The sequence below is a fragment of the Stenotrophomonas sp. PAMC25021 genome (assembly GCF_004795795.1).
Taxonomy (GTDB): domain Bacteria; phylum Pseudomonadota; class Gammaproteobacteria; order Xanthomonadales; family Xanthomonadaceae; genus Stenotrophomonas; species Stenotrophomonas muris.
This window is the reverse complement of sequence record NZ_CP039255.1, coordinates 858,405-883,251: the sequence shown is the minus strand read 5'-3', so window position 1 is coordinate 883,251 and position 24,847 is coordinate 858,405. Positions and strand designations below refer to the sequence as shown.

Annotated in this window: 27 protein-coding genes; 14 read left to right on the top strand and 13 right to left on the bottom strand. The window is 67.2% G+C overall.

Annotation, left to right across the window (positions count from 1 at the left end):
- Positions 1-66: 66 nt before the first annotated feature.
- From E5790_RS04260 to E5790_RS04245, 4 genes are read left to right on the top strand one after another with little or no spacing between them, the layout of a single operon-like run.
- Positions 67-963: a TIM barrel protein gene (locus E5790_RS04260; RefSeq protein WP_049404955.1), complete on the top strand. Its 897-nt coding sequence runs from the start codon at positions 67-69 to the stop codon at positions 961-963.
- A gap of 26 nt (positions 964-989) precedes the next feature.
- Positions 990-2,675, top strand: a complete 1,686-nt coding sequence (locus E5790_RS04255) for a GMC family oxidoreductase (protein WP_046429409.1) — start codon at positions 990-992, stop codon at positions 2,673-2,675.
- Positions 2,675-3,250: a gluconate 2-dehydrogenase subunit 3 family protein gene (locus E5790_RS04250; RefSeq protein WP_014646300.1), complete on the top strand. Its 576-nt coding sequence runs from the start codon at positions 2,675-2,677 to the stop codon at positions 3,248-3,250. Before E5790_RS04255 ends, E5790_RS04250 begins: the two co-directional genes overlap by 1 nt.
- The gene (locus E5790_RS04245; protein WP_046429464.1) at positions 3,250-4,008 is read left to right on the top strand and encodes a DUF1080 domain-containing protein; all 759 of its coding nucleotides are present in this window, start codon (positions 3,250-3,252) and stop codon (positions 4,006-4,008) included. The genes E5790_RS04250 and E5790_RS04245 overlap by 1 nt, the downstream gene beginning before the upstream one ends.
- A gap of 30 nt (positions 4,009-4,038) precedes the next feature.
- Here the strand turns inward: E5790_RS04245 and E5790_RS04240 are convergent, their stop codons facing one another.
- The 5 genes from E5790_RS04240 to E5790_RS04220 are packed head-to-tail and all read right to left on the bottom strand — an operon-like array spanning position 4,039 to position 8,671.
- Positions 4,039-4,335: a cytochrome c gene (locus E5790_RS04240; protein ID WP_032961525.1), complete on the bottom strand. Its 297-nt coding sequence runs from the start codon at positions 4,333-4,335 to the stop codon at positions 4,039-4,041.
- An 18-nt stretch (positions 4,336-4,353) separates the two neighbouring features.
- Positions 4,354-5,217: a sugar phosphate isomerase/epimerase gene (locus tag E5790_RS04235; RefSeq protein WP_049441124.1), complete on the bottom strand. Its 864-nt coding sequence runs from the start codon at positions 5,215-5,217 to the stop codon at positions 4,354-4,356.
- Positions 5,218-5,236: 19 nt separating this feature from the next.
- Positions 5,237-6,361, bottom strand: coding sequence for a Gfo/Idh/MocA family oxidoreductase (locus tag E5790_RS04230; RefSeq protein WP_049441128.1), 1,125 nt, complete (start codon positions 6,359-6,361; stop codon positions 5,237-5,239).
- Between the two features lie 12 nt (positions 6,362-6,373).
- Entirely contained in the window at positions 6,374-7,591 is a 1,218-nt protein-coding gene (locus tag E5790_RS04225; protein WP_049441130.1) for a nucleoside permease, read from the bottom strand.
- Positions 7,592-7,618: 27 nt separating this feature from the next.
- Positions 7,619-8,671: a sugar phosphate isomerase/epimerase family protein gene (locus E5790_RS04220; RefSeq protein ID WP_049441133.1), complete on the bottom strand. Its 1,053-nt coding sequence runs from the start codon at positions 8,669-8,671 to the stop codon at positions 7,619-7,621.
- 95 nt (positions 8,672-8,766) lie between these two features.
- Here E5790_RS04220 and E5790_RS04215 point away from each other — a divergent pair, with 95 nt between their 5' ends.
- The 4 genes from E5790_RS04215 (at position 8,767) to E5790_RS04200 (ending at position 14,010) form a co-directional block, all read left to right on the top strand.
- Positions 8,767-9,774: a LacI family DNA-binding transcriptional regulator gene (locus tag E5790_RS04215; RefSeq protein WP_111205839.1), complete on the top strand. Its 1,008-nt coding sequence runs from the start codon at positions 8,767-8,769 to the stop codon at positions 9,772-9,774.
- Positions 9,775-9,918: 144 nt separating this feature from the next.
- A complete protein-coding gene (locus tag E5790_RS04210) occupies positions 9,919-10,971 on the top strand; it encodes a sensor domain-containing diguanylate cyclase (protein WP_049441135.1) in 1,053 nt (350 codons plus the stop codon).
- 106 nt (positions 10,972-11,077) lie between these two features.
- Positions 11,078-12,103 (top strand): AI-2E family transporter, encoded by a 1,026-nt coding sequence (locus tag E5790_RS04205; protein WP_032961540.1) that lies wholly within the window; start codon positions 11,078-11,080, stop codon positions 12,101-12,103.
- 164 nt (positions 12,104-12,267) lie between these two features.
- Positions 12,268-14,010: a GGDEF domain-containing protein gene (locus E5790_RS04200; protein WP_111205860.1), complete on the top strand. Its 1,743-nt coding sequence runs from the start codon at positions 12,268-12,270 to the stop codon at positions 14,008-14,010.
- Positions 14,011-14,019: 9 nt separating this feature from the next.
- Here E5790_RS04200 and E5790_RS04195 read toward each other — a convergent pair whose 3' ends face one another.
- Complete coding sequence (locus E5790_RS04195) at positions 14,020-14,526, bottom strand: PaaI family thioesterase (protein WP_111205840.1); 507 nt, start codon at positions 14,524-14,526, stop codon at positions 14,020-14,022.
- Positions 14,527-14,562: 36 nt separating this feature from the next.
- A complete protein-coding gene (locus tag E5790_RS04190) occupies positions 14,563-15,000 on the bottom strand; it encodes a hypothetical protein (RefSeq protein ID WP_046429425.1) in 438 nt (145 codons plus the stop codon).
- 285 nt (positions 15,001-15,285) lie between these two features.
- Here E5790_RS04190 and E5790_RS04185 point away from each other — a divergent pair, with 285 nt between their 5' ends.
- Positions 15,286-15,717: a pyridoxamine 5'-phosphate oxidase family protein gene (locus tag E5790_RS04185; RefSeq protein ID WP_046429427.1), complete on the top strand. Its 432-nt coding sequence runs from the start codon at positions 15,286-15,288 to the stop codon at positions 15,715-15,717.
- Positions 15,718-15,755: 38 nt separating this feature from the next.
- On the opposite strand, the gene E5790_RS04180 is transcribed toward E5790_RS04185, so the two are convergent.
- Both E5790_RS04180 and E5790_RS04175 read right to left on the bottom strand, forming a co-directional pair.
- Positions 15,756-17,150, bottom strand: a complete 1,395-nt coding sequence (locus E5790_RS04180) for a DUF2867 domain-containing protein (RefSeq protein WP_111205841.1) — start codon at positions 17,148-17,150, stop codon at positions 15,756-15,758.
- A 24-nt stretch (positions 17,151-17,174) separates the two neighbouring features.
- A complete protein-coding gene (locus E5790_RS04175) occupies positions 17,175-17,486 on the bottom strand; it encodes a metalloregulator ArsR/SmtB family transcription factor (protein WP_004147836.1) in 312 nt (103 codons plus the stop codon).
- 129 nt (positions 17,487-17,615) lie between these two features.
- Between E5790_RS04175 and E5790_RS04170 the strand changes: the two genes are divergently transcribed.
- The 5 genes from E5790_RS04170 to E5790_RS04150 all read left to right on the top strand — a co-directional run bounded on the left by E5790_RS04170 (position 17,616) and on the right by E5790_RS04150 (position 21,940).
- Entirely contained in the window at positions 17,616-18,197 is a 582-nt protein-coding gene (locus E5790_RS04170) for a hypothetical protein (RefSeq protein WP_032960801.1), read from the top strand.
- Positions 18,198-18,406: 209 nt separating this feature from the next.
- Positions 18,407-18,874 carry a DUF2975 domain-containing protein gene (locus E5790_RS04165; protein WP_041864087.1) on the top strand — a complete coding sequence of 156 codons (468 nt, stop codon included), beginning with the start codon at positions 18,407-18,409 and terminating at the stop codon, positions 18,872-18,874.
- On the top strand, positions 18,874-19,098 hold the full coding sequence (locus tag E5790_RS04160; RefSeq protein WP_012479411.1) for a helix-turn-helix transcriptional regulator: 225 nt from the start codon (positions 18,874-18,876) through the stop codon (positions 19,096-19,098). The genes E5790_RS04165 and E5790_RS04160 overlap by 1 nt, the downstream gene beginning before the upstream one ends.
- A gap of 43 nt (positions 19,099-19,141) precedes the next feature.
- Positions 19,142-20,683, top strand: coding sequence for a TerC family protein (locus E5790_RS04155; protein WP_053494605.1), 1,542 nt, complete (start codon positions 19,142-19,144; stop codon positions 20,681-20,683).
- 120 nt (positions 20,684-20,803) lie between these two features.
- Complete coding sequence (locus tag E5790_RS04150; RefSeq protein WP_111205842.1) at positions 20,804-21,940, top strand: metallophosphoesterase; 1,137 nt, start codon at positions 20,804-20,806, stop codon at positions 21,938-21,940.
- 55 nt (positions 21,941-21,995) lie between these two features.
- On the opposite strand, the gene E5790_RS04145 is transcribed toward E5790_RS04150, so the two are convergent.
- The 4 genes from E5790_RS04145 to E5790_RS04130 all read right to left on the bottom strand — a co-directional run bounded on the left by E5790_RS04145 (position 21,996) and on the right by E5790_RS04130 (position 24,821).
- Positions 21,996-22,634, bottom strand: a complete 639-nt coding sequence (locus E5790_RS04145; protein WP_014646319.1) for a ferric reductase-like transmembrane domain-containing protein — start codon at positions 22,632-22,634, stop codon at positions 21,996-21,998.
- A gap of 83 nt (positions 22,635-22,717) precedes the next feature.
- Complete coding sequence (locus E5790_RS04140) at positions 22,718-23,452, bottom strand: putative DNA-binding domain-containing protein (RefSeq protein ID WP_111205843.1); 735 nt, start codon at positions 23,450-23,452, stop codon at positions 22,718-22,720.
- Positions 23,445-24,290 (bottom strand): DUF692 domain-containing protein, encoded by an 846-nt coding sequence (locus E5790_RS04135; RefSeq protein ID WP_046429440.1) that lies wholly within the window; start codon positions 24,288-24,290, stop codon positions 23,445-23,447. Before E5790_RS04135 ends, E5790_RS04140 begins: the two co-directional genes overlap by 8 nt.
- Positions 24,291-24,344: 54 nt before the next feature.
- The gene (locus E5790_RS04130; RefSeq protein ID WP_014646322.1) at positions 24,345-24,821 is read right to left on the bottom strand and encodes an EF-hand domain-containing protein; all 477 of its coding nucleotides are present in this window, start codon (positions 24,819-24,821) and stop codon (positions 24,345-24,347) included.
- Between the last annotated feature and the right edge of the window lie 26 nt (positions 24,822-24,847).

Below are 24,847 nucleotides of genomic sequence, written 5' to 3'. Positions count from 1 at the left end.
TGGTGCAATCGATTGCATTGCCGTGAATCCTCAGTGTTTGATGTCGGTTGGGAGGCCGGCAGGTGGATGTCCATCCATTCGATCAGACCGGCTCCGGCGACGGGCCTCACGCGGCGTGATGCGTTGCGCATGGCGGTTGCTGGAGGCGTAGCCCTGGGTACTGCGGGAGCGTTGCCTGCATTCGCCGCCACCGCAGCGCTCAAGGGCAACCTGAAGCACTCCGTCGCACGCTGGACCTTCCCGCAGCTGTCGGTCGCCCAGCTCTGCACGACGGTGAAGGACATCGGCTTCGCCGCCATCGACCTGGTCGGCCCGGAAGACTGGCCCACGCTGAAGGCGAACGGCGTCTACAGCTCGATGTGCAATGGCGCGGAGCTGGGCCTGACCAAGGGCTTTGCCGGCCGCGAATTCCACGACCCGCTGGTGGAGCGCTACACGCGGCACATCGACCTGGTCGCCGATGCCGGTTACCGCAACCTCATCTGCTTCTCCGGCAATCGCAACGGCATGGACCCGCAGGACGGCATGGCCAATGCCGAGGCGGGCCTCAAGCGCATCCTCGGGCATGCCGAGAAGCGCGGCGTGGTGCTGGTGATGGAGCTACTGAACTCCAGGGTCGATCACCACGACTACCTGTGCGATCACTCGGCCTGGGGCGTGGAGCTGTGCCAGCGGCTCGGCTCGGACAACTTCGGCCTGCTCTACGACATCTACCACATGCAGATCATGGAGGGCGACATCATCGCCACCATCGGCAAGCATCACGCCTGCTTCAAGCATTACCACACTGCAGGCGTGCCGGGCCGGAACGAGATTGGAGACCAGCAGGAGCTCCACTATCCGGCCATCTGTCGCGCGATCCGCGACACCGGTTTCAAGGGGTATCTGGCGCAGGAATTCACGCCTGCAGCGCCCGATCCCGTTGCCTCATTGCGCGAGGCGATCCGCCTCTGCGACGTCTGAAACGATATCCACCCAGGTGAGAGACCATGGCAGATAATCACTACGACGCCATTGTTGTTGGCTCGGGAATCAGTGGCGGTTGGGCAGCGAAGGAGCTGACCGAGAAGGGCCTGAAGGTCCTGATGCTGGAACGCGGGCGCAACATCGAGCACGTCAAGGACTACGTCAATGCGATGAAGGAAGCGTGGGACTTCCCGCATCGCAACCGGCCGACGCAGGCGATGAAGGCCGCCTTCCCGGTGCTGATGCGCGACTACGGCCTGGCCGAGAACCTGGAAGGAATGTGGGCCAACGAGCAGGACTCACCCTACATCGAAACCAAGCGCTTCGACTGGTTCCGTGGCTACCACGTAGGCGGGCGCTCGCTGATGTGGGGCCGGCAGAGCTATCGGTTTTCCGACCTGGACTTCGAAGCGAACCTCAAGGATGGCATCGCCACCGACTGGCCGATCCGCTATGCCGACATCGCGCCGTGGTACGACCATGTAGAGAGGTTCGCCGGCATCGCCGGCACGCGCGAAGGACTGGACGTGCTGCCGGACGGCGAGTTCCTGCCGCCGATCCCGTTGAACATCGTCGAGAAGGACGTGGCCGCGCGGATCAAGAAGGCCTTCGGCGGAACGCGGCACATGATCCACTCGCGCACCGCCAACATCACCCAGCCGATGCCCGAGCAGGGGCGCGTGAACTGCCAGTACCGCAACAAGTGCATCCTGGGCTGTCCCTTCGGTGCCTATTTCTCGACCCAGGCGGCGACGCTGCCAGCGGCGATGAAGACCGGCAACCTGACCTTGCGGCCGTTCTCGATCGTCAAGGAAGTGCTCTACGACAAGGATCGCAAGCGTGCGCGCGGCGTGGAGGTGATCGATGCCGAGACCGGGCAGACCTACCAGTACACCGCCAAGGTCATCTTCCTCAATGCATCGTCGTTCAATTCGACCTGGCTGCTGATGAACTCGGCGACCGATGTGTGGGAGGGGGGACTGGGTTCTTCGTCGGGCGAGCTGGGGCACAACGTGATGGACCATCATTTCGGTGCGGGCGCCTCGGGCCGGGTCGAGGGCTACGAAGACAAGTACTACTTCGGCCGCCGTCCGTGCGGTTTCTACATTCCGCGCTTCCGCAACGTCGCGGCCGACAAGCGCGGCTACCTGCGCGGGTTCGGTTACCAGGGCGGTGCCAGCCGCACCGGCTGGTCGCGCGAGATCGCCGAGCTCAACATCGGTGCCGACCTGAAGGAGGCGCTGACCGTACCGGGCGACTGGCGCATCGGCATGACCGGGTTCGGTGAAATGCTGCCGCACCACGACAATACGATCCGCCTGGACCACGACCGCAAGGACAAATGGGGGCTGCCGGTGCTGGCGATGGACGTGTCCATGCGCGCCAACGAACTGGCGATGCGCAAGGACATGGCCGCCGATGCTGCCGAGATGCTGGAGGCGGCTGGCGTCAAGGACGTGAAGATGCACGACCACGACTATGCCCCGGGCAAGGGCATCCACGAGATGGGGACCGCACGCATGGGACGTGACCGGAAGAGCTCGGTATTGAACGCGCACAACCAGGTCTGGGATGCGCCCAACGTCTATGTGACCGACGGTGCCTGCATGACCTCCAGCGCCTGCGTGAATCCTTCGCTGACCTATATGGCGCTGACCGCGCGCGCGGCCGACCACGCGGTACGCGAACTGAAAGCGGGGAACCTCTGATGGATCGCCGCGAACTGTTGAAGATGATCGTTGCCGCCACCGGCGCGGCCATGGTCGGCCTGCCTGCGCTCGCGCAGGGAAACGCCGCTGCGGCACCGGTGAAGACCCTGTTCTCCGATGCCGACATCGGCACGCTGGACGAGATCGCCGAGACCATCCTGCCGCGGACCCGGACGCCAGGGGCGAAGGATGCCGGCGCTGGCCTGTTCATGGCGACCTTCGTCAGCGATTGCTACACCGCCCGGCAGCAGGCAACGTTCCGGGCAGGCCTGGTCGATATCGACAAGCGCGCCGGCGGCCGGTTTGTGGCGCTTGCGCCGGAAGCCCGCACCCAGTTGCTGCGAACGCTGGACGCCGAAGCCAAGGCGCGCTCTGCCGACGTGACCGAGACCGGTACGCCTGAAGAGGGCGAGGCGATGCCGCATTACTTCACGATGATCAAGCAGCTGGCCATCTTCGGCTTCTTCACCTCCAAGGTCGGGGCGACCGGCGTGCTGCAGTACGTCGCGGTGCCCGGCCGCTACGACGGCGACCTCGCCTATGTCCCCGGTACGCCCGCGTGGGGGACCAGCTGATGGACACCACCCTGATGATCCGCCCTGCGTTGATCACTGTTGGCCTGCTGGCCGCTGCATCTGCATTCGCGCAGGACAGTGCCGACGCTGCGCGCGACCCGAAGAAGACCGAAGTGTGGACCCCCGTGCCCGCTGTCGTGGCCACGCCGCCAGGCAAGGCCCCCTCCGACGCGATCGTGCTGTTCGATGGCAAGGATGTCTCCGCGTGGGAATCGGAGCAGGGCGGACGCGTGCCCTGGAAGGTTGCCGGGGGCGCCATGACCGTCGTTCCGGGCAGCAAGGGCATCCGCACCCGGCAACGCTTCTGCGATGTCCAGCTGCATGTGGAGTGGCGCACGCCCACTGACACGAAGGGCTTCGACGGCCAGAACCGGGGCAACAGCGGGATCTTCCTGCAGGAACTGTATGAACTGCAGGTGCTCGACAGCTACAACAACCCGACCTATGCCAATGGCCAGGCGGGCTCCATCTACAAGCAGGCCATGCCGCGGGTGAATGCCTCGCGCGCGCCGGGCCAGTGGCAGGCCTACGACATCATCTGGAAGGCACCGCGCTTCTCGGTGGGCGGTGGGCTTGTGTCGCCCGCGCGCATCACGGTGCTGCACAACGGCGTGCTGGTGCAGGATGACACCGTGCTGGCAGGCAAGACCGAGTACATCGGGGCGCCCTCGTATTCGCCCCATGCGTGTGCGCCGCTCTATCTGCAGGAGCATGACTCCAGGGTCAGTTACCGCAACATCTGGGTGCGCGAGCTGTAGTGGCATGCGGCTGGCGTGGCCGCCGGCCGCTTACTTCGCCAGGTAGCTGGCGATATCGTCTATCTCCTGCTGTGACAGCTGGGAGAAGGGCGGCATCAGGCCGCCGCCCTTGCTGATCTTTTCCTTGATCTGTGCAGGTGCCATGCGCTTGCCGATGTCGGTGAGTGCCGGGAACGCGCCCGGCATGCCCGCGCGATCGGCGCCGTGGCAGGCCACGCAGTTCGCGGTGTAGAGCTTTGCTCCCGCAGCCGGGTCGCCCTTGCACCAGGCGGCTGTCGCAACACTCATGCCGCCCAGGGCCACCGCCATTGCCAGGATCATTTTCATGTGGGGCTCCTTGATGCGTCAGCGCCGCGCACGGGCAGGCGTATTGGTGGTCAGGTGTTCACGCAGATAGTCGGCGCCGGCCTGGACGACCTTGGCCGGCTCGCGTGGCTGGTCGTGCTCGATGATGTACCAATGCACGCCGGCGCCCCTCGCAGCAGGCAGGATCGTGTTCCAGTCCAGTACGCCCTGGCCGACCGCAGCGAATCCGCCTTCGTCTTCGGCCTGGCCCTTGAGCGCATTGTCCTTGGCGTGTACCGCGAATACGTGGCCGCGGAACTTTCCCAGCATCACCGCCGGGTCCAGGCCCGCACGCGCGACCCAGGCCAGGTCCAGCTCGGTCTGCAGGTCGGGGCCGGCGGCGGCAAACAGCAGTTCCAGCCCGGTCCTGCCATCGAAGTCGACCAGCTCGAAGTCGTGGTTGTGATAGGCCAGGCGCATGCCCTTGCCGCGCACCTGTTTCGCGATCCGGCCCAGCTCCTGTCCCAGGGCGGTCCAGCCGGCGGCATCGCTCGGGCGTTCCTTCCTGTCCAGGTACGGCACCACCAGCGTGGTGTTGCCGATCGACCGGTTGAAGGTCACCACCCCATCCAGGTTGCTGCGCAGCTCGGCCAGCGGCACATGCGATGAAATGGCCTTGATCGAATACCGGTCCAGCAGCTGCTTCAGTTCCGCGGCACTGACGTTCTGCGTGCCGACGGTTTCCACCGCGTGCACACCGGCATCGTGGACGATCTTCAACTGTTGCTCGAGCGAGCCGGCATCGCGCAGGGTGTACATCTGCACCGCTATCGGCTTCTGCGCGCTGGCGGCTTCGACTGCGAAGGCGGGCAGCGCCGCGAGCAGCAGGACGAGGCTTGCACTTCGACGGACAAGGGCTTTCATCAACAGATCCTCCCAGGATTCAACCGATGGTGGTCCAGGCGCGTGACCTGGCCGATGCAATGACACGATCAACGATCCGCGCCGAACGCATGCCGTCCTCGAAGGTGGGCAGGCCGTCCGGTTGCTCGCCGTCGATGGCGCGATAGGTGTCGGCGACAAACGCCTCGAAGCACTGGGCGTAGCCCTGCGCGTGCCCGGCCGGCAGCACCGACAGCCGGCGCTGTTCGGCAGTGCCCGCGCCGGGCCCGCGCACGAAGATTTCCTCGCGCTGGTCGGGCAGGCCGATCCACAGCCGCTCGGCGTCCTCCTGGTCGAAGGCGATGCTGGCGTTGGCGCCGTCGATCTCGAACCAGAGGCGGTTGCGGCGTCCGGCCGAAACCTGGCTCACCGTCAACGACGCCAGCGTACCGGCGCCGGTCCTGAACATCGCCGTTGCCACGTCCTCGCTCGCGACCGCCTGCGTCGCGCCGTTCGCTGCCGGTGTGCTGAAGCTCTGGCCGGTGACGGCGCTGCGTTCGGCGACCACCGTGGCAAACGCCGCGTTCACTTCGGTGAAGCGCTCGCCACTGACCCATTCGACCAGGTCGCACCAGTGCGAACCAATGTCGGCGAACACGCGCGAGGTGCCGCCCAGCGCCGGATCCACGCGCCAGTTGTTGCTGGCCGGGTCCAGCAGCCAATCCTGCAGGTAACTGCCATGGATCAGGTGCAGCGGCCCCAGGTCACCCTGGGCGATGCGTGCACGCGCCTCGCGCACCACCGGGTGGTAGCGGTAGACGAAGGGGACGGTGGCAACCAATCCGGTCGAGGCGGCCAGTACCGCCAGCGCCTGCGCATCGTCCAGCGTCGTCGCCAGCGGCTTCTCGCAGATCACGTGCTTGCCGGCTTCCAGCGCAGCCTGTGCCATGGCGCGGTGCAGATGGTTGGGCGTGCACACGTGCACCACCTGTACCTGCGGATCGGCGATCACCTCCTCGATATCCCGGTAGGCGCGTGGGACATTCCAGGAGTGCGCTGCCTCATGCGCGCGCTGCGGTGACGAGGCGGCCACGCCGCGTACCTCGGCGCCGGCGAGCAAGGCCGCGCGGCGGTGCACGGCGCCGATCATGCCGGTGCCGACGATGGCGATTCCAAGCTTGGGCATCGACGGGGATCCTCAGGGTGTGGAGGGCGCGGCCGCAGCCGCCGGCCGGTCGCGGAACAGCAGCAGGAAGGCGACCAGCACCACCAGCGCAACAGCGGCCGGGAACAGCCAGATCTGCTGCCAGTCGGGACCGGCCTCGGTGGTGAACTGCTCCACCACCGCGCCGGACAGGAAGGTGCCGATCAACATGCCCACGCCATAGGTGGCCAGGGTGATGAACCCCTGTGCGCTGCTGCGCGCGGCAGGGCCGGCATGTGCATCGGTGTAGATCTGGCCGGTGACGAAGAAGAAGTCGTAGCAGATGCCGTGCAGCACGATGCCGATCACCAGCAGCGGGAAACCGCCACCTGCATCGCCGAAGGCGAACAGCGCGTAGCGCACCACCCAGGCGGCCATGCCGACCGCCAGCATGGTTTTCACCCCCAGCCGAACGAACAGGAACGGCATGGCCAGCATCAGCAGCACTTCGGAAACCTGGCCCAGCGACTGCAGGCCCGCCGCGCCGCGCACGCCGAGGTCGTTGAGATAGGGATTGGTGAAGTTGTAGTAGAACGACAGCGGGATGCAGATGGCGATGGAGGCCAGGAAGAACACCAGGTAGGCGCGCGACTTCAGCAGCCGCAGCGAATCCAGCCCCAGGATCTGCCCCAGCCCGGCATCGCGCTGCTGCGCCAGTGGCGGTGTGTGCGGCAGGGTGAACGCATACAGCCCGAGCACCAGTGACGCCGCCGCCGCCATCCGGAACGTCAGCTCAAGCCGATGCGCCTGTTCCCAGCCCAGCCAGCCGATCAGCACGCCCGCCACGATCCAGCCGATGCTGCCGGCCACGCGGACCAGCGGGAACTGCTTCTCGGGTGATTGCATGTGCCGCATGGCCACGCTGTTGGCCAGTGCCAGGGTCGGCATGAACAGCAACATGTAGCCCATGACGCACGCAGAGAACATGCTGAAGCTGGTTGCCGTGGACGCCAGCCACATCAGCGCGGCACCGGCCAGATGCAGTACCGCAAGAATGCGCTGCGCCGCGAAGTAGCGATCCGCGATCAGCCCGACCAGGAACGGCGCCACGATGGCACCGATCGACTGGCTGAGGAACGCGGTCGCCACCTGGCTCGCGCTGGCCTGCAGCGGGCCCTGCACCAGGTAGGTGCCCAGGGTGACGAACCACGCCCCCCAGATGAAGAACTGCAGAAACATCATCGCGCCCAGGCGCGACATGGCGTGCGTCATGGCTTGCCCTCCCAGGGCGGTCTTGGCTCAGATTCCCAGCATGCGGTGCAGTGATGCGGCGTCGGTGCCACTGTCGGCGAAGTCATCGAAGGCGCGTTCGGTCACGCGGATGAGGTGGTCGCGGATGAAGGCGGCACCCTCGCGCGCGCCGTCTTCCGGGTGCTTCAGGCAGCACTCCCATTCCAGTACCGCCCAGCCGGGGAAGTCGTACTGCGCGAACTTCGAGAAGATCGCCTTGAAGTCGATCTGGCCGTCACCGGGTGAACGGAACCGGCCCGGACGGTCGATCCAGTCCTGGTAGCCGCCGTACACGCCGCTGCTTGCGCTGGGGCGATGTTCCGCGTCCTTGACGTGGAAGATGCCGATGCGCGCGTGGTAGCGGTCGATGAAACCGAGGTAATCCATCTGCTGCAGCAGCAGGTGGCTGGGGTCGTACAGGATCTTCGCGCGGGGATGGTGGTCGACCTCATCGAGGAAGCGCTCGAAGGTTGCACCATCGTGCAGGTCCTCGCCCGGGTGGATCTCGAAGCACAGGTCAACGCCGCAGGCATCGAACGCATCCAGGATCGGGCGCCAGCGACGGCCGAGTTCGGCGAAGGCTTCTTCCACCAGTCCCGGCGGGCGCTGCGGCCAGGGGTAGAAGTAGGGCCAGGCCAATGCACCGGAGAACGTGGCATGCGCGGTCAGCCCCAGGCGCTGGCTGGCCTGCGCCGCCAGCCGCAGCTGCTCCACCGCCCAGGCCTGGCGGGCGGCCGGGTTGCCGCGCTTGTCCGGTGGCGCGAATCCGTCGAACAGGCTGTCGTAGGCAGGATGGACGGCAACCAACTGCCCCTGCAGGTGGGTCGACAGTTCGGTGATCTGCAGGCCGTGCCCGGCCAGCATGCCGGCAATGTCGTCGCAGTACGCCTGGCTGCGCGCCGCCTCCGCCAGGTCGAACAGGTGGGGCGCGGAGGTGGGGACTTGTACGCCAGAATAGCCCAGACCCGCGGCCCATCCGGCCAGCGTGTCCAGCCGATCAAAAGGAGCTGTGTCGCCGATGAACTGCGCCAGGAACAGCGCTGGACCCTTGAGCGTCTTCAACGTGATTCGCCCTCGATGCAATCGATTGCATTATCCTAGCAGGGGCTTACGCAGGACCTGTTGTGCAGTGCACAGCGGGCAGGAGGACTAACGCCATGGCCACCATCTACGACATCGCAAAACACGTCGGCGTGTCCGCCGGTACGGTGTCGCGCGCGCTTTCCCGGCCGGACAAGGTGCTGCCGGCCACCCGCGCGCGCATCGAGCAGGCCGCCGCCGCACTGGGCTATGTGCCCAACACGGTGGCGCGCACGCTCAAGACCCAGCGCAGCGGCAAGATCCTCGTCACCGTCCCGGACATCGCCAATCCGTTCTTCGCGCAGATCCTGCAGGGGGCGGAGGAGGCCGCGCAGGCGGTGCGCTATGCGGTCCTGCTGGGCGATACCCAGCATCAACCCGATCGTGAGGAGCGCTACGCGCAGATGCTCCGGCGCAACGAGGCCGACGGCATGATCGTGCTGGGCCATCGCCTGCCACCGACCGCGCGCGAGATCGTCGAGCAGCGCGGCGCCGCCGCACCGGTGGTCAACGGCTGCGAGTTCGACCCCGCGCTGGGCATCCCCAGCGTCCACATCGACAACGCCGCCGCCGCACGCGCGGTGATGGAGCATCTGTACGGGCTGGGACACGAACGGATTGCGGTGGTCGGCGGGCCGCCTGACAATCCCCTGCACCAGCAACGGCTGGAAGGGGTCCGCGCGGCCGGCAAGGCGCGTGGCCGCCTGCGCCAGCTGAGCATCGTGCCGGGTGACTTTTCCGTGGAATCCGGCCATGCAGCGGCGATGGCGCTGCTGGATGGCACGGCCGCGCCGACCGCGGTGTTCTGCTTCAGTGACCAGATGGCACTGGGTACCCTGGCCGCTTGCCGGGACCTGGGCATCCGCGTGCCGGACGAGCTGTCCGTGGTCGGCTTCGATGATCTGGCGTCCTCCCGCTACCTCACGCCCCCGCTGACGACCATCCGGCAGCCGATGCGGGAGATTGGCGAGCGTGCGGTCAACCTGCTGCTCGCCATCATCGAGCACGTCGATGTGCCGCTTCAGCAGACGCTGGAGTTCAGCTTCAAGCTGCGTGGCTCGACGGCTGCGCCCCGCCCCGGGTAACCACGGGGAGCGGGAGGGGCAGCGGCAGCGGCCCGCGCGATATCGCGCAACCTTGATCCCGAATTGACGCAAAGCTGTCAGACTCATCGCAGGCAGCCCGGCAAGGGCCGTAGCACCAGGGGCGATCGCGCAAGGGGGTCGGCAATGCCATTCTTCACCGATTCGGCGGAAGGCGCGGTCGAAGGCATTGGCGCGGCACGTCGCATCGGCTGGATGCGTTTCGTCGGCAATGGGCTGGGGGCGATCCCCATCGCTTCGATCATGCTTGAACGCCATGACGGCGGGCTGGCCTGGGTCCTGCTGCTGCTCAACGCGCTGGCGTGGCCGGCACTGGCACTGCGGCTGACCCAGCGCTCCCGCCAGCCGGCGGTCGTCCAGTTCCGTTGCATGGTGGCCGACTCCTTCTTCGGCGGTGGCTGGATCGCCTTCATGGCGTTGAGCGCGGTGCCCAGCGCACTGTTCGCCGCGCTGCTGGTGGCCGACAAGATCGCCGCCGGTGGCGTGCGCCTGGCGATGCGCGCCACGCTGGCCCTGCTGCTGGGCTTCGCACTCACCTGGTGGTTGCTCGGCTTCCCTTACCAGCCGGTCACCTCGCAGCGCACGATCGTGCTGAGTGTCCCGTTCCTGTTCGTGTATGGCATCGGCCTCAGCATTCTCAGCTGGCAGCTGGCGCGCCGGGTCAAATCGCAGAACCGTCAGCTGCAGCGGCTCAGCCGGATGGACCCGCTGGTCGAGCTGGCCAACCGTGGCTTCCTGATCCTGCGTGCGCAGCAGGCGCTGGACCGGGCACAGGGCCAGGGCGGTTCTGCCTGCCTGCTGATGCTCGATGTGGATGATTTCAAGCGCATCAATGACTCGCATGGCCACCGCGCCGGTGACGAGGTACTGCGGCATATCGCGGCGACATTGCGCACCTTTGCCCGGCCCGGTGATACGCCCGCGCGGCTGGGGGGCGATGAGTTCGTGGTGCTGCTGCGCGACTGCGCACCCGTCGATGCGATGCACGTGGCCGAGCGGGTGCGCCTGCACCTGCTGGAGGCCGCGCAGCAGGCCACGCCGGGCGTGGAGTTCAGCGTCAGTATCGGCATTGCCGCCACACCGCGTGGCGGCAGTGTCGAGGACTGGTTGGCACTGGCCGACCGCGCGCTGTACCACGCCAAGCGGCAGGGCAAGAACACGGCCAGCTACGGCGAGTGAGTGCGGCACCGCCGCCGCCGAACGAGGGTGAAATGCCCGTTCATCCTGCACGCGGAATCGGCATGCCAATCCTCTACCATGGGCCACCCCGCCCGGACGCGCTCCCATGCAAGACGCTCTCGTTGCCCAGCCCAAACCCCCCATTCCAAGGATCGCGGCGTGGCTGATGATGCTGCTTGGCATGTGGCTGGCGCTGAAGCTCGGCCTGGTAGTGACCCTGCTGTCCGGCCTGCTGGTGTTCCAGCTGACGCACGTGCTGGCCTCCACCGTGGAGGGCAAGCTGCCGCCGGGGCGGGCACGGGCGATCGCAGTGATCGTGCTGTCGGCGATCATCATCAGCGGGCTGGTACTGGCCGGCATCGGCGTGGCCTCGTTCTTCCGCAACGAGACCGGCGGCCCGGACGCATTGCTGGCGCGCCTGATGGAGATCCTCAACACTTCGCGGCACCAGGTGCCGGCGCTGCTGCAACCCTACATTCCCGAAGACATGCCGGCGTTGCGCGCGGCGCTGAACGACTGGGCCGCCGAGCACCAGCGGCAGCTGGGCGTGGCCGGTACCTCGGTGGTACAGGTCGGTGTGCGCGTACTGATCGGTATGGTGCTGGGCGCGATGATCGCGCTGTATGACGAACTGCCGCTGCCGAAGATGGGCCCGCTGGCGCAGGAGCTGGTCGGGCGCACCAGCCGCCTGGCCACCGCGTTCCGCCAGGTGGTGTTCGCGCAGGTGAAGATCTCGCTGCTCAACACCGTGTTCACCGCCATCTTCCTGCTGGGCGTGCTGCCGTTGTTCGGCGTGCACCTGCCGCTGTCCAAGACCTTGGTGCTGATCACCTTCCTGGCCGGCCTGCTGCCGGTGGTGGGCAACATCATTTCCAACACGATCATCGCCATCGTCGCGCTGTCGGTCTCGTTCTATGTGGCGGTGGCGGCGCTGCTGTACCTGATCGTGATCCACAAGCTGGAGTACTTCCTCAACGCGCGCATCGTCGGTGGCGAGATCCAGGCGCGTGCCTGGGAGCTGCTGCTGGCCATGCTGGTGATGGAGGCGGCCTTCGGCCTGCCGGGCCTGGTCGCCGCACCGGTGTTCTATGCCTACGTGAAGCGCGAACTGGTCGACCAGCGCTGGATCTGACGCGGCGGGGCATGACGTAATTTGCCCCGATTCGACAACCCGTGCGGCCTTTGTCGGTGCGTTCGCGGCGGGCGCGGTATACCCATGGCAACGATTGATCCGGTAGCGGCTTGGCGCCTGTGCAGGCGGCCGCTACAGTGTTGTGCACTACAGGGGAAATGTGCATGGCCCGCAAGGCGTCGCCCATCGGATTGCGGACCTGGGTCTGGATCCTGGCCGGGCTGTTCGTAGTCTGTACGCTGCCATTGATGGCCATCGCGCTGGTGCAGGGCACGCTGCGCTTCACTGCCGCCGAGGACAACCTGGTCAGCCTGCGCCAGTTGCGGCAGACCTTCGACCTGGCCAACCTGGTGTCGGCCGAGCGCGGCCCCGCCAACAGCCTGCTCGGGGCCAACACGGCCGATGCGGGCGAACAGGCCCGGCTGGCGGCGGAGCTGGCAGTCGCGCGCAAGCGGGTCGATACCGCCCTGCAACGCCTGGACACCGTGTTCAACGCTGACCCGGGCGTGGTCGACGAACACGGGCTGCTGGCCGATGCGCAACGTCGCCTGCAATCGGCGCGGGCCGCGGTGGACCGGGTGGCGGCACAGCCGCATGGCGCGCGCCAGGTGGAGGACGTGGAGCGCGCGATCAGCAGCATGTTCGCCGTGGTTGATCGCCTGCACGTGCTGAGCTCGGCGCAGATCAACGTGCTGGTCAGCGCCGACCGCGAAGCAGCGATTCCGGCGATGCAGGGCCAGGTGCTGATCGACCTGCGCGAGCATGGCGGCCGCCTGGCCTCGAACGTGATGGCGCCGGTGGCGGTACCGGGGGCCTGGCGTGACGAACAGGTGCGGGCGGCATTGCAGACCGAAGGCCGCCTGCTGGAGCTGTGGCGGCTGGCAGGCAGCCATGAAGCGGTGTTCCGCAGTGATCCGGCGCTGTCCTGGCATTGGGACATGGCGCGCCGGCAGTTCTTCGGCGAATCGCTGCCGATGATCGAACAGTTGATCGAGGATGGCCGGCGCGGCGTGCCGCCGCCGTGGACCTCCGCCGAATTCACCACCCGCTACGTGCCGACCCTGCGGTCGCTGGAAGCGCTGCGGGACGGCTACCTGAGCGTGTCCATCGCCCGTTTCGAGCGCACCCGCAATCGCGAAGCGACGCGCCTGGTGGTGCTGGTGGCGACGGTGCTGGGCACGCTGGTGGTGCTGGGCGTGGCGCTGCGCATCGCGCATCTTCAGATCCTGCGGCCGCTGCTGCAGGCGCAGAAGCAGGTCATCCAGATCGCCTCGGAAGCGCCCGGCCCGGAGCAGCATGTGACCCACCCGCTGGCCGAGATGCAGCGCCTGTTCGATGCCATCGAAGTGCTGCGCGAGAAGTCGCGCGAGCGCTCGGCATTGACCAGCGAGCTGCGCCAGCTGGCCGGCACCGATGAGCTGACCGGGCTGTTGAACCGGCGCGCGCTGGACGAGTTGGTGCAGCAGCGTCATGCCGACGGTGGCAACAGCGCGGTGGTGATCCTGCTGGACGTGGACCGCTTCAAGGCGATCAACGATGGCCACGGGCATGATGCCGGTGACGAAGTGCTGGTGCAGGTGGCGCAGCTGCTGCAGCGCCACCTGCGCCGCAGCGACAGCATTGCCCGCTATGGTGGCGAGGAGTTTCTCGTGTTGCTGGCCGACGGTGATCTGGCCGGTGGCCGCCAGCTGGCCGAGTCGCTGCGGGTGGCGCTGCAGCGGCTGGACATCGCCCTGGTCGGTGGCAAGGTGCTGCGCGTCACCGCCAGCTTCGGTGTGGCCGAGGGCGGCACCGATGCGCTGGGCTGGCGCACCCTGCTGCGTGCCGCCGACGCGGCCATGTACCAGGCCAAGGCGCAGGGCCGCGACCGCGTGCGCGTGGCCGGCGGCGGCCGCAACGCACGTTGACGGCACCCATCAGCCGATCTGCGCATGCACGCGCCGCAGCGTGCGCGCAATCATCCGGCGCGCGATGGGACGCGGCACCGAGAGTCCACGCCAGCGCAGCGCACACACGCGGAAGGTGGCGCTGGCAGTGGCCAGCACCTTGCCGGCCGGGTCGGTCAGCCAGCCGCGGGTGAAGGCGATGCTGCCCTTGCTGTGCTCGACTTCGCCCCAGCCGATGATCCGCCCGGGCCGTGCGGGGCTGACGAAACTGGTCTTGGATTCGACCGTGACCGCGATGCGGTTGGCAGGCAGGGTGGCGTAGATCGCTGGCCCCATGCAGTCGTCCAGCATCGCTGACAGGAAACCGCCCTGCACGTTGCCCATCGGGTTGGTGAGCACCGGCCCGGCCTCGAACTCGACCTGGATGCGGCGCAGTGCATCGTCGTAACCGACGAAGCGCCAGCCGAGCAGGGTGCCGGCCTGGGAGCGTGGAAGATCACCGTTGACCACGCTGTAGAAGATCGATTCGGGATTCATCGTGGAGCCTCGCGGGGGAGAGGGGAGAAAAAGAACTCACTGCGGTAGCGACAACAGGGCCAGCACGAATCCGATGACCGACAGCAGCACCACCGCGGCGCCGGCGGGCACCGGTGTACGCGCACCGGTGCGTCGCCGCACGCCGGAAGCGACCAGGACCGGCGGCAGGGTGGCGACCAGGCAGAACAGCTGGAACGCCAGCAGCTGCGGCAGTGCGAAGTGACCTCCGAAGAAGATCAACCAGGCCAGCATCACGCCGGCACCGGCCAGTGCGATCCAGGCAGCGCCGACCACGCGGATGAGTGCCATCAGCAGCACCTGCATGCGGGGGTCGATCTGTGCCCACGGCCTGTCCACGGCCTGGCCGTGGTAGGGCATGAAGTCGGAGCGTTTCAGATAGGCCGCAGCAAACAGGCAGACAATGAAGAACGCCAACAGGTAGCAGCCGAACGCGAGCCAGGCGGACAGGTCCATGTGGAGGCCATGCGGTTGCGGAGGAGAGGCCGCGTTTGTACCGGCAGCCATGCCGGTCGCGCCACGGGGTTGCGCGATTCTGGGGCAGCACGCCGTTAGGGGCGTGTCGCGGCTTGCAGGGCCGTTCCTCCATCTGCCGTTAACGCCAGTGTGGTGGTGAGGAATGCGTCACGTACGCGCCATGCGCTCTATCTCGTTTCCTGTGAAGAGGCCGCAACTACCCGTCCACGCCCAGGTCACCGCGCTGCGCAGACGCTGGGATTCCATTCCATGAAGGACGACGCCATGACCCAGCTCACCCTGCCCGAACTGGCCAGGAAAATGGCCGGCATTGATTTCAGCCTGCTGCAGACCCACGCCGGTGGAGAGATTGCCGGCCGTCCGATGAGCAACAATGGCGACGTGGACTATGACGGTGACAGCTGGTTCTTCACCACCGAAGACACCGACATGGTGCGCGAGATTGAAGCTGACCCCGCCGTTGCGCTGGGTTTCTCCGGCAGCAAGTCGCTGCTGGGCAAGCCGCCGCTGTTCGTGCACGTGCAGGGCAGGGCTGTGCTGGTGCGCGACCGGGCCACGATGAGCCAGCACTGGGTGAAGGACCTGGAGCGCTGGTTCGAACAGGGCGTGGATACACCGGGACTGGTGCTGATTCACGTGCGCGCCAGCCGCATCCACTACTGGGATGGCGAGGACGAGGGCGAAATCGTGATCTGACCGGAACCGCGCAGCGCCCGGCGCATCGCGTTCCAGGGTCAGCAGTGCGCAGGGTGTGCTGCCGGATCCTCAAGGTTGGCCAGTTCCGGTGCCAAGGCGTGCTCCACCGCACGCCGCAGCAGTGCCGGTGCGACATAGTGCCGGTGCCCGGCGTCGATCAGGGCCATGTACATGCCGCCGAACGCATTGAGGGTCTGCACGCGTGAGCCCAGGCTGATCTCGACATGTCCATCGCGATGCCGCTGCACGCGCACGCTGCTGCGGAAACGCAGGTGCCGATCGTCGGCGCCGAGCAGGACTTCGGCGTCGTTGTCCTGCGTATCGATGTGCGAATCCAGCACCGGGAATCGACCAGCGAACAACCGGCTGCGATCGGTCGACAGCAATGACGACACCGGGCATCCCAGCGGCGACGTGCGCAACCGCAACGGTGCCACCAGTCGGTTTCGCAGCGCCATCAGCTGGCCTACGCCGCTGGGTGGATTGCGCAGGAAGCCCTCCAGTACGTCGGCCAGCAGCGCCGACGCGGAACGGTGGACCACCTGCGAGGGTTCCAGGCACAGGGTGGTCAGGTCCTGGTAGTGGCTGTGCGGCAGCGCTGTGGTCAGCAGGCCATCGGTGGGCGCGGGCCGCGAATGGATGGGATAGGCCGGTGTGGCACGTTCGACGAACCCGCGCAGCGGCCGCATGGGGATGCGGCGCAGCGGGCCGAGCAGGGCACGGGTACGCGCGCACAGGTGCGCGCACACGCTGGGAGGTGCCGCCTGCAGCGACAGCTGCAACAGCGGTGCCGCCGCAAGCGAGGTGCACGAAGGCCAGTACGATTCCGGAAGCACCTCGGTCAGGCTGGGGATATCGGCGGCATTGCGCTCCACCTGCGCACGGGTCTGCTCGCTCATTCGGCCTGCCAGTTCATCGCTGTGGCAGGACAGCGCAAACAGCGCCGGATGTGCAGGATGGTTCGACGCGAACTGGTGCCAGGTGCCGCCGCCGAAGCGCACGGTAAACAGGCAGTCCGGTGGGATGCGGACGCGCCGGAGCGTGCGCGCGAAGGCACCAGGACCTGCTGCCAGCTGCGCGTCGGAGGCGGTAGCGAAACGCAGCTCGGCTCCCGCGCTGCCGGCGATGGCGGTGAACATGCGCGGGCCTGCATGGCGATGAAACGGGTGGCCACCGGCACCGACGGTGAAGCTGTACAGCGAGGAGGCATCCCCGTGCTGCAGGTGCATGCCACCCAGTCGCGCCGAAGGTTCATCCAACGCATCGATGAAGGCCGGGTGGTGGCGCTGACGCTGGCCGGCGTCACTCACCAGCGCGTCGCCGGCACCGATGCCGAGCTGCGCGATCAGGGTGACTTCGGTCGGACTGCCGCCGTCCTGTGCCGGAAGCTGCACTGCTGGAAACGAACGGCGATCGCGGGTCGAACCAGGCATCGTCATGCTCCTTGGCGGGGCGGATCAGCGGGCGGGGGACTTGCGGCGGGCGCGGGCTTCACGCTTGAGCGGGCCGCCGACCGGGCAGACTTCGGCCGCCCACGAGAACAACGTGTTGGCCAAACGGTCGGGTACCTGCCTGAAGTACACGAACTGGCCGCGTTTCTCGCGTTCGATCAGTCCGGCTTCCTCGAGGATGCGCAGGTGGCTGGACAACGCCGGCTTGCTGAAGTCGAAGCGCTCGGCCAGCTCGCCCGCGCTGAGCTCGCCGGCGCTGAGATAGGCCAGGATCTGCCGGCGGGCGGTGGAGGCAAGGGCTTCGAAGATGCGGTCCATGGAGAGCTAGTTAACTAATTCGTTAATTCATGTTGCTCCCGCAGCTTAGGACTGTCAAGCCATGACCCATTGCGCGGCGCGCCCGGGCTTTGCCATCCTCCCTGCTGTTTTCCGTAGCGTGGAATCCCGATGCGTCCTGCGTTCTGGCTGGCTTTGGCCCTGCTGCCCACCCTGGCGGTGGCGCAACCCGCGCGTACTCCCAAGGCCAAGGCCCCGGCGCAGGATCCCTTCAGCGAGTTGTTCGATACCGCCTGCATGCAGCACATCGGCGCGCCGGCGCGGTTGCAGTCGCTGATGGAATCCAACGGGCTGTCACCGCTGCAGCCTGCCGAAGCGGCAACGTTGCTGCAGGGGCAGTCGGGCGTGGCCTGGATGGTGCCGCTGGCCAGCGGCCGTTATGCGGTCAGCTGGGCCGACGATGGCACCTGCTCGGTGTATGCGGAAAAGGCCGAAGCGGCGGTGGTGCAGAAGGGCTTCGCACGGCTGGTGCAGGCGGCACCGAAGCCATTGCAGGCGCGCTCGCTGCCGGGCCGTGGTCCGCTGTCGGCCGACCAGGTGGCGATCCAATACGGCTGGGCCACGCCGGGGCAGGCCAAGCTGCAGGTGCGCTTCCGGCTGGTGACGCGGCAGGCGGCCGAGGCCGGCGTACAGGCGATGGCCTCGGTGACGCCGGGGGACGCGATGCTCGAACCCGCGGCTCCCACCCGATAACGCCTGCCGGGGCCCGCGCCCAGCCGGTGGACCATGCTCGCGATTCAGCCTTTCACGCAGGATGTGGTATATCGTTTATCGATAAATCCACCCTGGGGCGGCGAGGCCACCCCAATGCCGGAGGCCGCTTGACCGCTCGTCCCGCCCGCGCCAGACCCGCGCGAGGCTTGTTCACCCTGGCCCAGGCCGCCGTACAGGCCGTCCGGGCGATGTGCTGGCTGGGCATCCTGGCCGCACTGCTGGCGGTGCCCCTGGTCGCCCATGACCGCCGCTGGCTGCTCGACAGCGTGCATGACGCCGAGGCCGCCGCCGCGCATGGCAACGACCTGTTCCTGCACTTCTGCCTGGGCCTGGGCGCGATCGTCGCGCTGCTGGTGCTGTGCCTGCTGTTCCTGCGCCATCTGCTGAGGCTGCTGAAGTCGGCGGCGCGCGAGCGGCCGTTCACCCATGCCAATGCACAGCGCCTGCAGCGCATGGCCTGGCTGATGCTGGCAATGGAACTGCTGTCGATCCTGATCGGTGCCTACGCGGCCTGGATGGGCCCGGATTTCACCTGGATGGAGGTGGGCGGCGGCATGTCGATCACTGGGCTGGTGGCGGTGCTGATGCTGTTCGTGCTCGCACGCGTGTTCGCCGTGGGCGCGGCGATGCGCGATGACCTTGATGGTGTCATCTGATGGCGATCGTCATCACCCTGGACCGCATGCTGCAGGCACGGGGCATGACCCTGTCCGAGCTGGCCGGGCGCATCGACATCACCCTGGCGAACCTGTCGATCCTGAAGACCGGCAAGGCGCGAGCCATCCGCTTTTCCACGCTGGATGCGATCTGCCGCGAGCTGCAGTGCACGCCCGGCGACCTGCTTGGGCATGACCCGGCGCAGGCGCAGGATGCCGACTGAGTGGACGCCCTTTTCCCTTACCCACTGACGAAACGGACCTGAAATGGAATGGTTGGCTGACCCCTCGATATGGATGGGCCTTGCAACCCTGGTCGTGCTGGAGATCGTTCTCGGCATCGACAACCTGGTGTTCATTGCGATCCTTGCCGACAAGCTGCCGCCGCACCAGCGCGACCGCGCGCGGGTGATCGGCCTGGCGCTGGCACTGCTGATGCGGCTGGTGCTGCTGGCGGCGCTGGCCTGGATCATGAAGTTGACCGAGCCGCTGGTGACCTTGTTCGACCACAGCTTCTCCGGGCGCGACCTGATCCTGCTGGGCGGTGGCCTGTTCCTGCTGTTCAAGGGCACCATGGAACTGCACGAACGGCTGGAAGGCCGCGAGCATCACGAGGATGGCAAGAAGGTCTATGCCAGCTTCGCGATGGTGGTGGCACAGATCGTGGTGCTCGACGCGGTGTTCTCGCTGGACTCGGTGATCACCGCCGTCGGCATGGTCGACAACCTGGGCGTGATGTATGCGGCCGTGACCATCGCCATGGCGCTGATGCTGCTGGCCAGCAAGCCGCTGACCCGCTTCGTCAACAAGCATCCCACCGTGGTGGTGCTGTGCCTGGGCTTCCTGCTGATGATCGGCTTCAGCCTGGTGGCTGAAGGCCTGGGCTACAAGATCCCGAAGGGCTACCTGTACGCAGCGATCGCTTTCTCGATCCTGGTCGAGGCGTTCAACCAGTGGGTGCGTTTCAACCGTGAGCGCAACGAGCGCCGCCAGCCGTTCCGCCAGCGCACCGCCGATGCCGTGCTGAGGATGCTGGGCGCGCGTCCAGCGAACGGCCACGAGGACGAAGGCGTGGACGAGCAGGTGGACGCCGACGAGCGCCTGCAGCCGGCGGAGCACGAAATGATCCGCAGCGTGCTGGGCCTGGCCGATCGTCCGGTGTCCAGCGTGATGACTGTGCGTGCCGACGTGCAATGGATCGACCTGGCGCGTGGTCAGGAGGATGTGGTGGCGCGCCTGGTGGCCTCGCCGCATACGCGCCTGCTGGTCGGCGACGGTGACCTGGACAGCCTGCGTGGCGTGGTGCAGAGCCGGGACGTGCTGGCCGACCTGCTGCAGGGCAAGCCACTGCAGCTGGAGGGCAACCTGCGCGAACCGCAGTACGTTCTGTCCACTGCCAGTGCGCTGCAGGCGCTGGAACTGATCCGCCAGCATCCGGTGCCGCTGGCGGTGGCGGTGGACGAGTACGGCAGCGTGGAGGGCCTGGTGACCGCCAACGACCTGCTGGCGGCGATTGCCGGTGACCTGGTCGATACCCAGGACGAGCGCTATGGCGTGGTGGCGCAGGGCGAGGATCAATGGGAGGCCGATGGTGCGCTGACCCTGGACGACCTGCAGCGTTTGGCGGGCGTGTCGCTGCCCCGCAGTGCCGACTACATGACCATCTCGGGTCTGGTGCTGGAGCAGCTGGGCCGCCTGCCGGACGTCGGCGACGCGGTGGAGGTGGCCGGCGTGCGCATCACCGTGCTGGCAATGGAGAAGCGCCGTATCGCCCGCCTGCGGGTGGAGCGCCTCGACGGAATGGCCTGACCGCCTGTTGTTGTAGAGCCGGGCCCATGCCCGGCTGCGTGTCGAGAAGCCGAGCATGGGCGCGGCTCTACACAACACGACCCGCAGCCGTCACCATGGCGGGCCCGCTTTCTGTCATGGATGGTTGCAGTGCTGAGTACGATCGGTTTGTTGATGGGCCTGTATGTGGCCTGCCGCCTGTTCTGGCCGCTGCGCATGCCCATCGGGTTGAAGGTCGTGCTGTCGCTGCTGGTGGTGGCCATGGCCGTGCAGCTGCGCATCGTGGCCACCTTCTGGGGCACGATGGCATCGCCGGAAATCCCGAAGATGGCCATCGCCGTCCTGGCCACCGGCTCCACGGCGGTGCTGCTGCTGGCGTTGCTGATGCTGGTGCTGGATGTGGGCCTGCTGCTGTCGCGCCTGCTGCGTTGGCCGCGCATCTTATCGGCCCTGCGCGCCTCGAAGCTGCGGCCGTTGGCCGGCCTGCTGGCGCTGCTTGTGAGTGGCTATGGCATCAGCCAGGGCATGGCCGTGCCCCAGCCCAGGCAGATCGACGTGGCGATCAAGGATCTGCCTGCTGCGTTCGACGGCTATCGCGTGCTGCAGCTGACCGACATCCACGCCAGCCGCCTGCTGACCGGCGACTGGGTGCGCAGGGTGGTGGACGAGAGCAACGCGCTGAAGCCGGACCTGATCGTGATCACTGGCGACCTGATCGACGGCAGCGTCGAGGCCCGCCGTGACGACGCGCGCCCGTTGGCCGATCTGCAGGCGCCGGACGGCGTCATTGCCATCACCGGCAACCATGAGTACTACGCGCAGTATCAGCAATGGATGCAGGCGTTCCGCGCGCTGCGCATGCAGGTGCTTGAGAACAGCCACCTGCAGGTGCGGCGCGGCGACGCGGCGCTGACCATCGCCGGTGTCACCGATCCGGTGGCCGCACGCTACGGCCTGCCGCTGCCGGATCTGGACGCTGCACTGGCCGGTGCCGATCCCTCTGCACCGGTGATCCTGCTTGACCACCGCCCGCGCAACGCGCGCGAGGCGGCGGCGCGCGGGGTGAAGCTGCAATTGTCCGGGCATACCCATGGCGGGCAGATCATTGGCATGGACCAGCTGGTGAAGCGGGCCAATGGCGGTTTCGTGTCCGGCCGCTACGACGTGGAGGGGATGACGCTGTACGTGGGCAACGGCGCGGGCCTCTGGGCCGGTTTCCCGGCGCGCATCGGCGTGCCTTCGGAGATCACCCTGATCACGCTGCGCCGCGCGCCTTGACCTGATGTGGGGTCAGATCCCTTTGCCTTTGGCAAAGGGATCTGACCCCGGCCCGTCAGGCCGCCCGCAGCGGCGGCCGCGCATGCGCACTTCGACGCAGGGCCTGCGCCCGCTTGGCGATCCAGCGCACCACGAAGGCGGTGAACAGCAGCGCCGACGGCACCGCATACCAGAAGTTGCCGGGCACGCGCTTGAAGTACGAGTAGGTGAACACCGCCGCGATGATCCACATGCCGGTGACGTGCAGGCGACGCCAGGCGGTGGGTCCCATGCGCCGGGCGAGCCCCCGGTGCGAGGTGATGGCCAGCGCCAGGATGGCGATGTAGCCCACCGTGCCCGGGAGGTTGGCCAGCGCGGAGCGTGCTGGCCAGAACGCCGGGTTGAGGATGCCGAAACTGGTGATGGCGACTGCGTGCAGCAGGTGCGAGAACGCGAAGGACAGACCGATGATGCGCCGTTCACGCAGCAGGAACCGGGTGAACGGGCCGGGCAGCAGGGTGGCGAAGGAGGATGCCGTGAATGCCGCCAGGAACAGCAGGAACGATGTGCGGGCGGTGAGCCGGATCGCCGCGCGGCTCCCTTCGGCTGCATCGGGATACAGGGCGAAGGCGGTCAGTGCGAACGCGATCAGGACCACGGCGATGGCTACGAACAGGCGCCAGCCGTGCAGGAAGGAAATGTTGGAAGCAGCCATGATGAGACCTCGAAGTAGGGGGCGGGTAGTGCCGGCCGCTTGCCGGTCAATGAACGGGTAGTGCCGGCCGCTGGCCGGCAACCTCAGAAAGCAGGCAATGCAACCAGCACCCCCGCCGTGCACAGCTCGCCAAGAACGGGCACGCAGGCAGCACGCAATGCGTCCGTTGCCACGTCATGTGTTTCGGACAGCGCCTGCAGTGCCTCATCCACACGCGCGCCGTCGTCACCGAAGACCGAAAGCAGCGCGTAGGCCAGCGGTGACGGTTGCTCGACCTTCAGGCTGAAATCGGCGCGGCGCTGGATCACCAGCAGCGTGGGAGCTGCGCCCAGCACCGGTTCCAGCCCCTCGTCTTCATGCACCGGCCACCGGTACCCAAGCACCCGCACCAGCGGCGAAACCGCCAGCACATCACTGTCCTCGGGTACGCGCTGCAGCAGACACCCAGCGCCACGCGCTTCAATGTGCAGCGACTGCTGCGTGCTCTCGTAGTGCGCCAGTTCCGCCGCCCAGCCCGGCAGTGCCAGCGTGTCCTGTACTGCCAGCCAGGCCGCGAACTCGCCGGCGATCCGCGGGAACAACGGGGTCTGGCAGGCGTGGTGGGCGTAGTAGTGCGCCACGGTGTCGCGCCAGCGCGACGTGCCCAACTGCTGTTGCAGTCGCGGCAGGCTGCCGGCCAGCAGGGTGTCCAGGCTGTCGATGCACAGGCGGCGGTATACCGCCAGCCTGCGCGCCTCCACGCCATCGGGTGCGGTCTTTGCAGGGTCCCGCACATGATCGGCCCAGCGCCGTTGCAGGGTAGCCAGCGGCTCAGCCATGGGCCACCTCCGGCCAACGTGCCTCAGCCTGTGCCTGGCGGATCTGCGCGACCTCGGCCAGCAACCCGGCCAGCGGCGGGAAGTTGAAGTCGCGCTCGAGCAGCGTGGGACGCACGCCCACCCGCATGTAGGCCTCGCGCAACAGCGCCCAGACCACGCCTTTCACCGGCGCACCATGGGTATCGATCTTGAAGCCGTCGTCTTCATCGAAGTGGCCCGCTACGTGCAGCGAGGCGACACGGTGGGACGGCACGTGGGCCAGGAATTCGAAGGCGTCGTAACCGTTGTTGCAGGCATTGACGAAGACGTTGTTGACGTCCAGCAGCAGGTCGCAGTCGGCTTCGGCGAGCACGGCGTTGATGAAGTCGATCTCGCTCATGTCCGCGCCGGCAACGGCGTAGTAGGAAATGTTCTCCACGGCGATGCGCCGGCCCAGCATGTCCTGCACCTGGGCGATACGGCCGGCGACATGGTGAACGGCCTCGGCGGTGAACGGCAGTGGCAGCAGGTCGTAGACATGGCCACCGGCGGCGCAGTAGCTCAGGTGTTCGCTGTACAGCTGCACCTGGTGCAGGTCGAGGAAGGCACGGGTCTGTGCCAGCAGGGTGCGGTCCAGCGGATCAGGACCGCCAAGCGACAGCGACAGGCCGTGGCAGGTCAAGGGGTGGCGCTCGCTGAGTTGGCGCAGCGCGTTGCCGTGTGCACCGCCGACGCCGATCCAGTTGTCGGGGGAGACTTCGAGGAAGTCGATGGCACCGGCCGGCATGGCCAGCAGTTCGTCGATCAGGCCACGGCGCAGGCCAAGACCGGCGGCATGGGTGGGCAGGGGCAGGGACATGGCGGATGCTCCACAGAGAGCGCCGCCTTGAAGGCGGCGCCGGGTGAACGTCGATCAATCGGCAACGCGGGAGAACAGGCCCTTCGGCATCGGCTTGCCGTTGGCGGTGTAGACGCTGCGCAGGTAGTCGTGCGCTTCCTGCTCGCTGATGTAACCGTCGTGGTCGGTGTCGATGCGGTCGAACTCGGCGGCACGCTTGGCGGCCACAGCGTTGAATTCGGCACGCGAGACCTTGCCGTCGTGGTCGCGATCAGTGCGGGCAAACGAGGCGTCGCCGCACTTGCCTTCGCCACACTGGCCCTCGGCCACCTTGGCCTTGCCGGCGGGCTTGCCGGTGGTGGCCTTGTTGGCCCCGCACTTGCCTTCACCGCACTTGCCTTCGGCGGCGGCGCTCATGGCCACCGCGCTGATCGCCAGCGGCTGGATCGCCGCGGCCTGGCCGGCCAGCAGCAGGCCACCGGCCAGGGCGATGCCGATGGCACCGATGCGCGGCAGGCGGGAGGAAGAGGTGTTCTTGGTCGAGATGGACATGGTGGTGACTCCTTGGGAAAGCACGC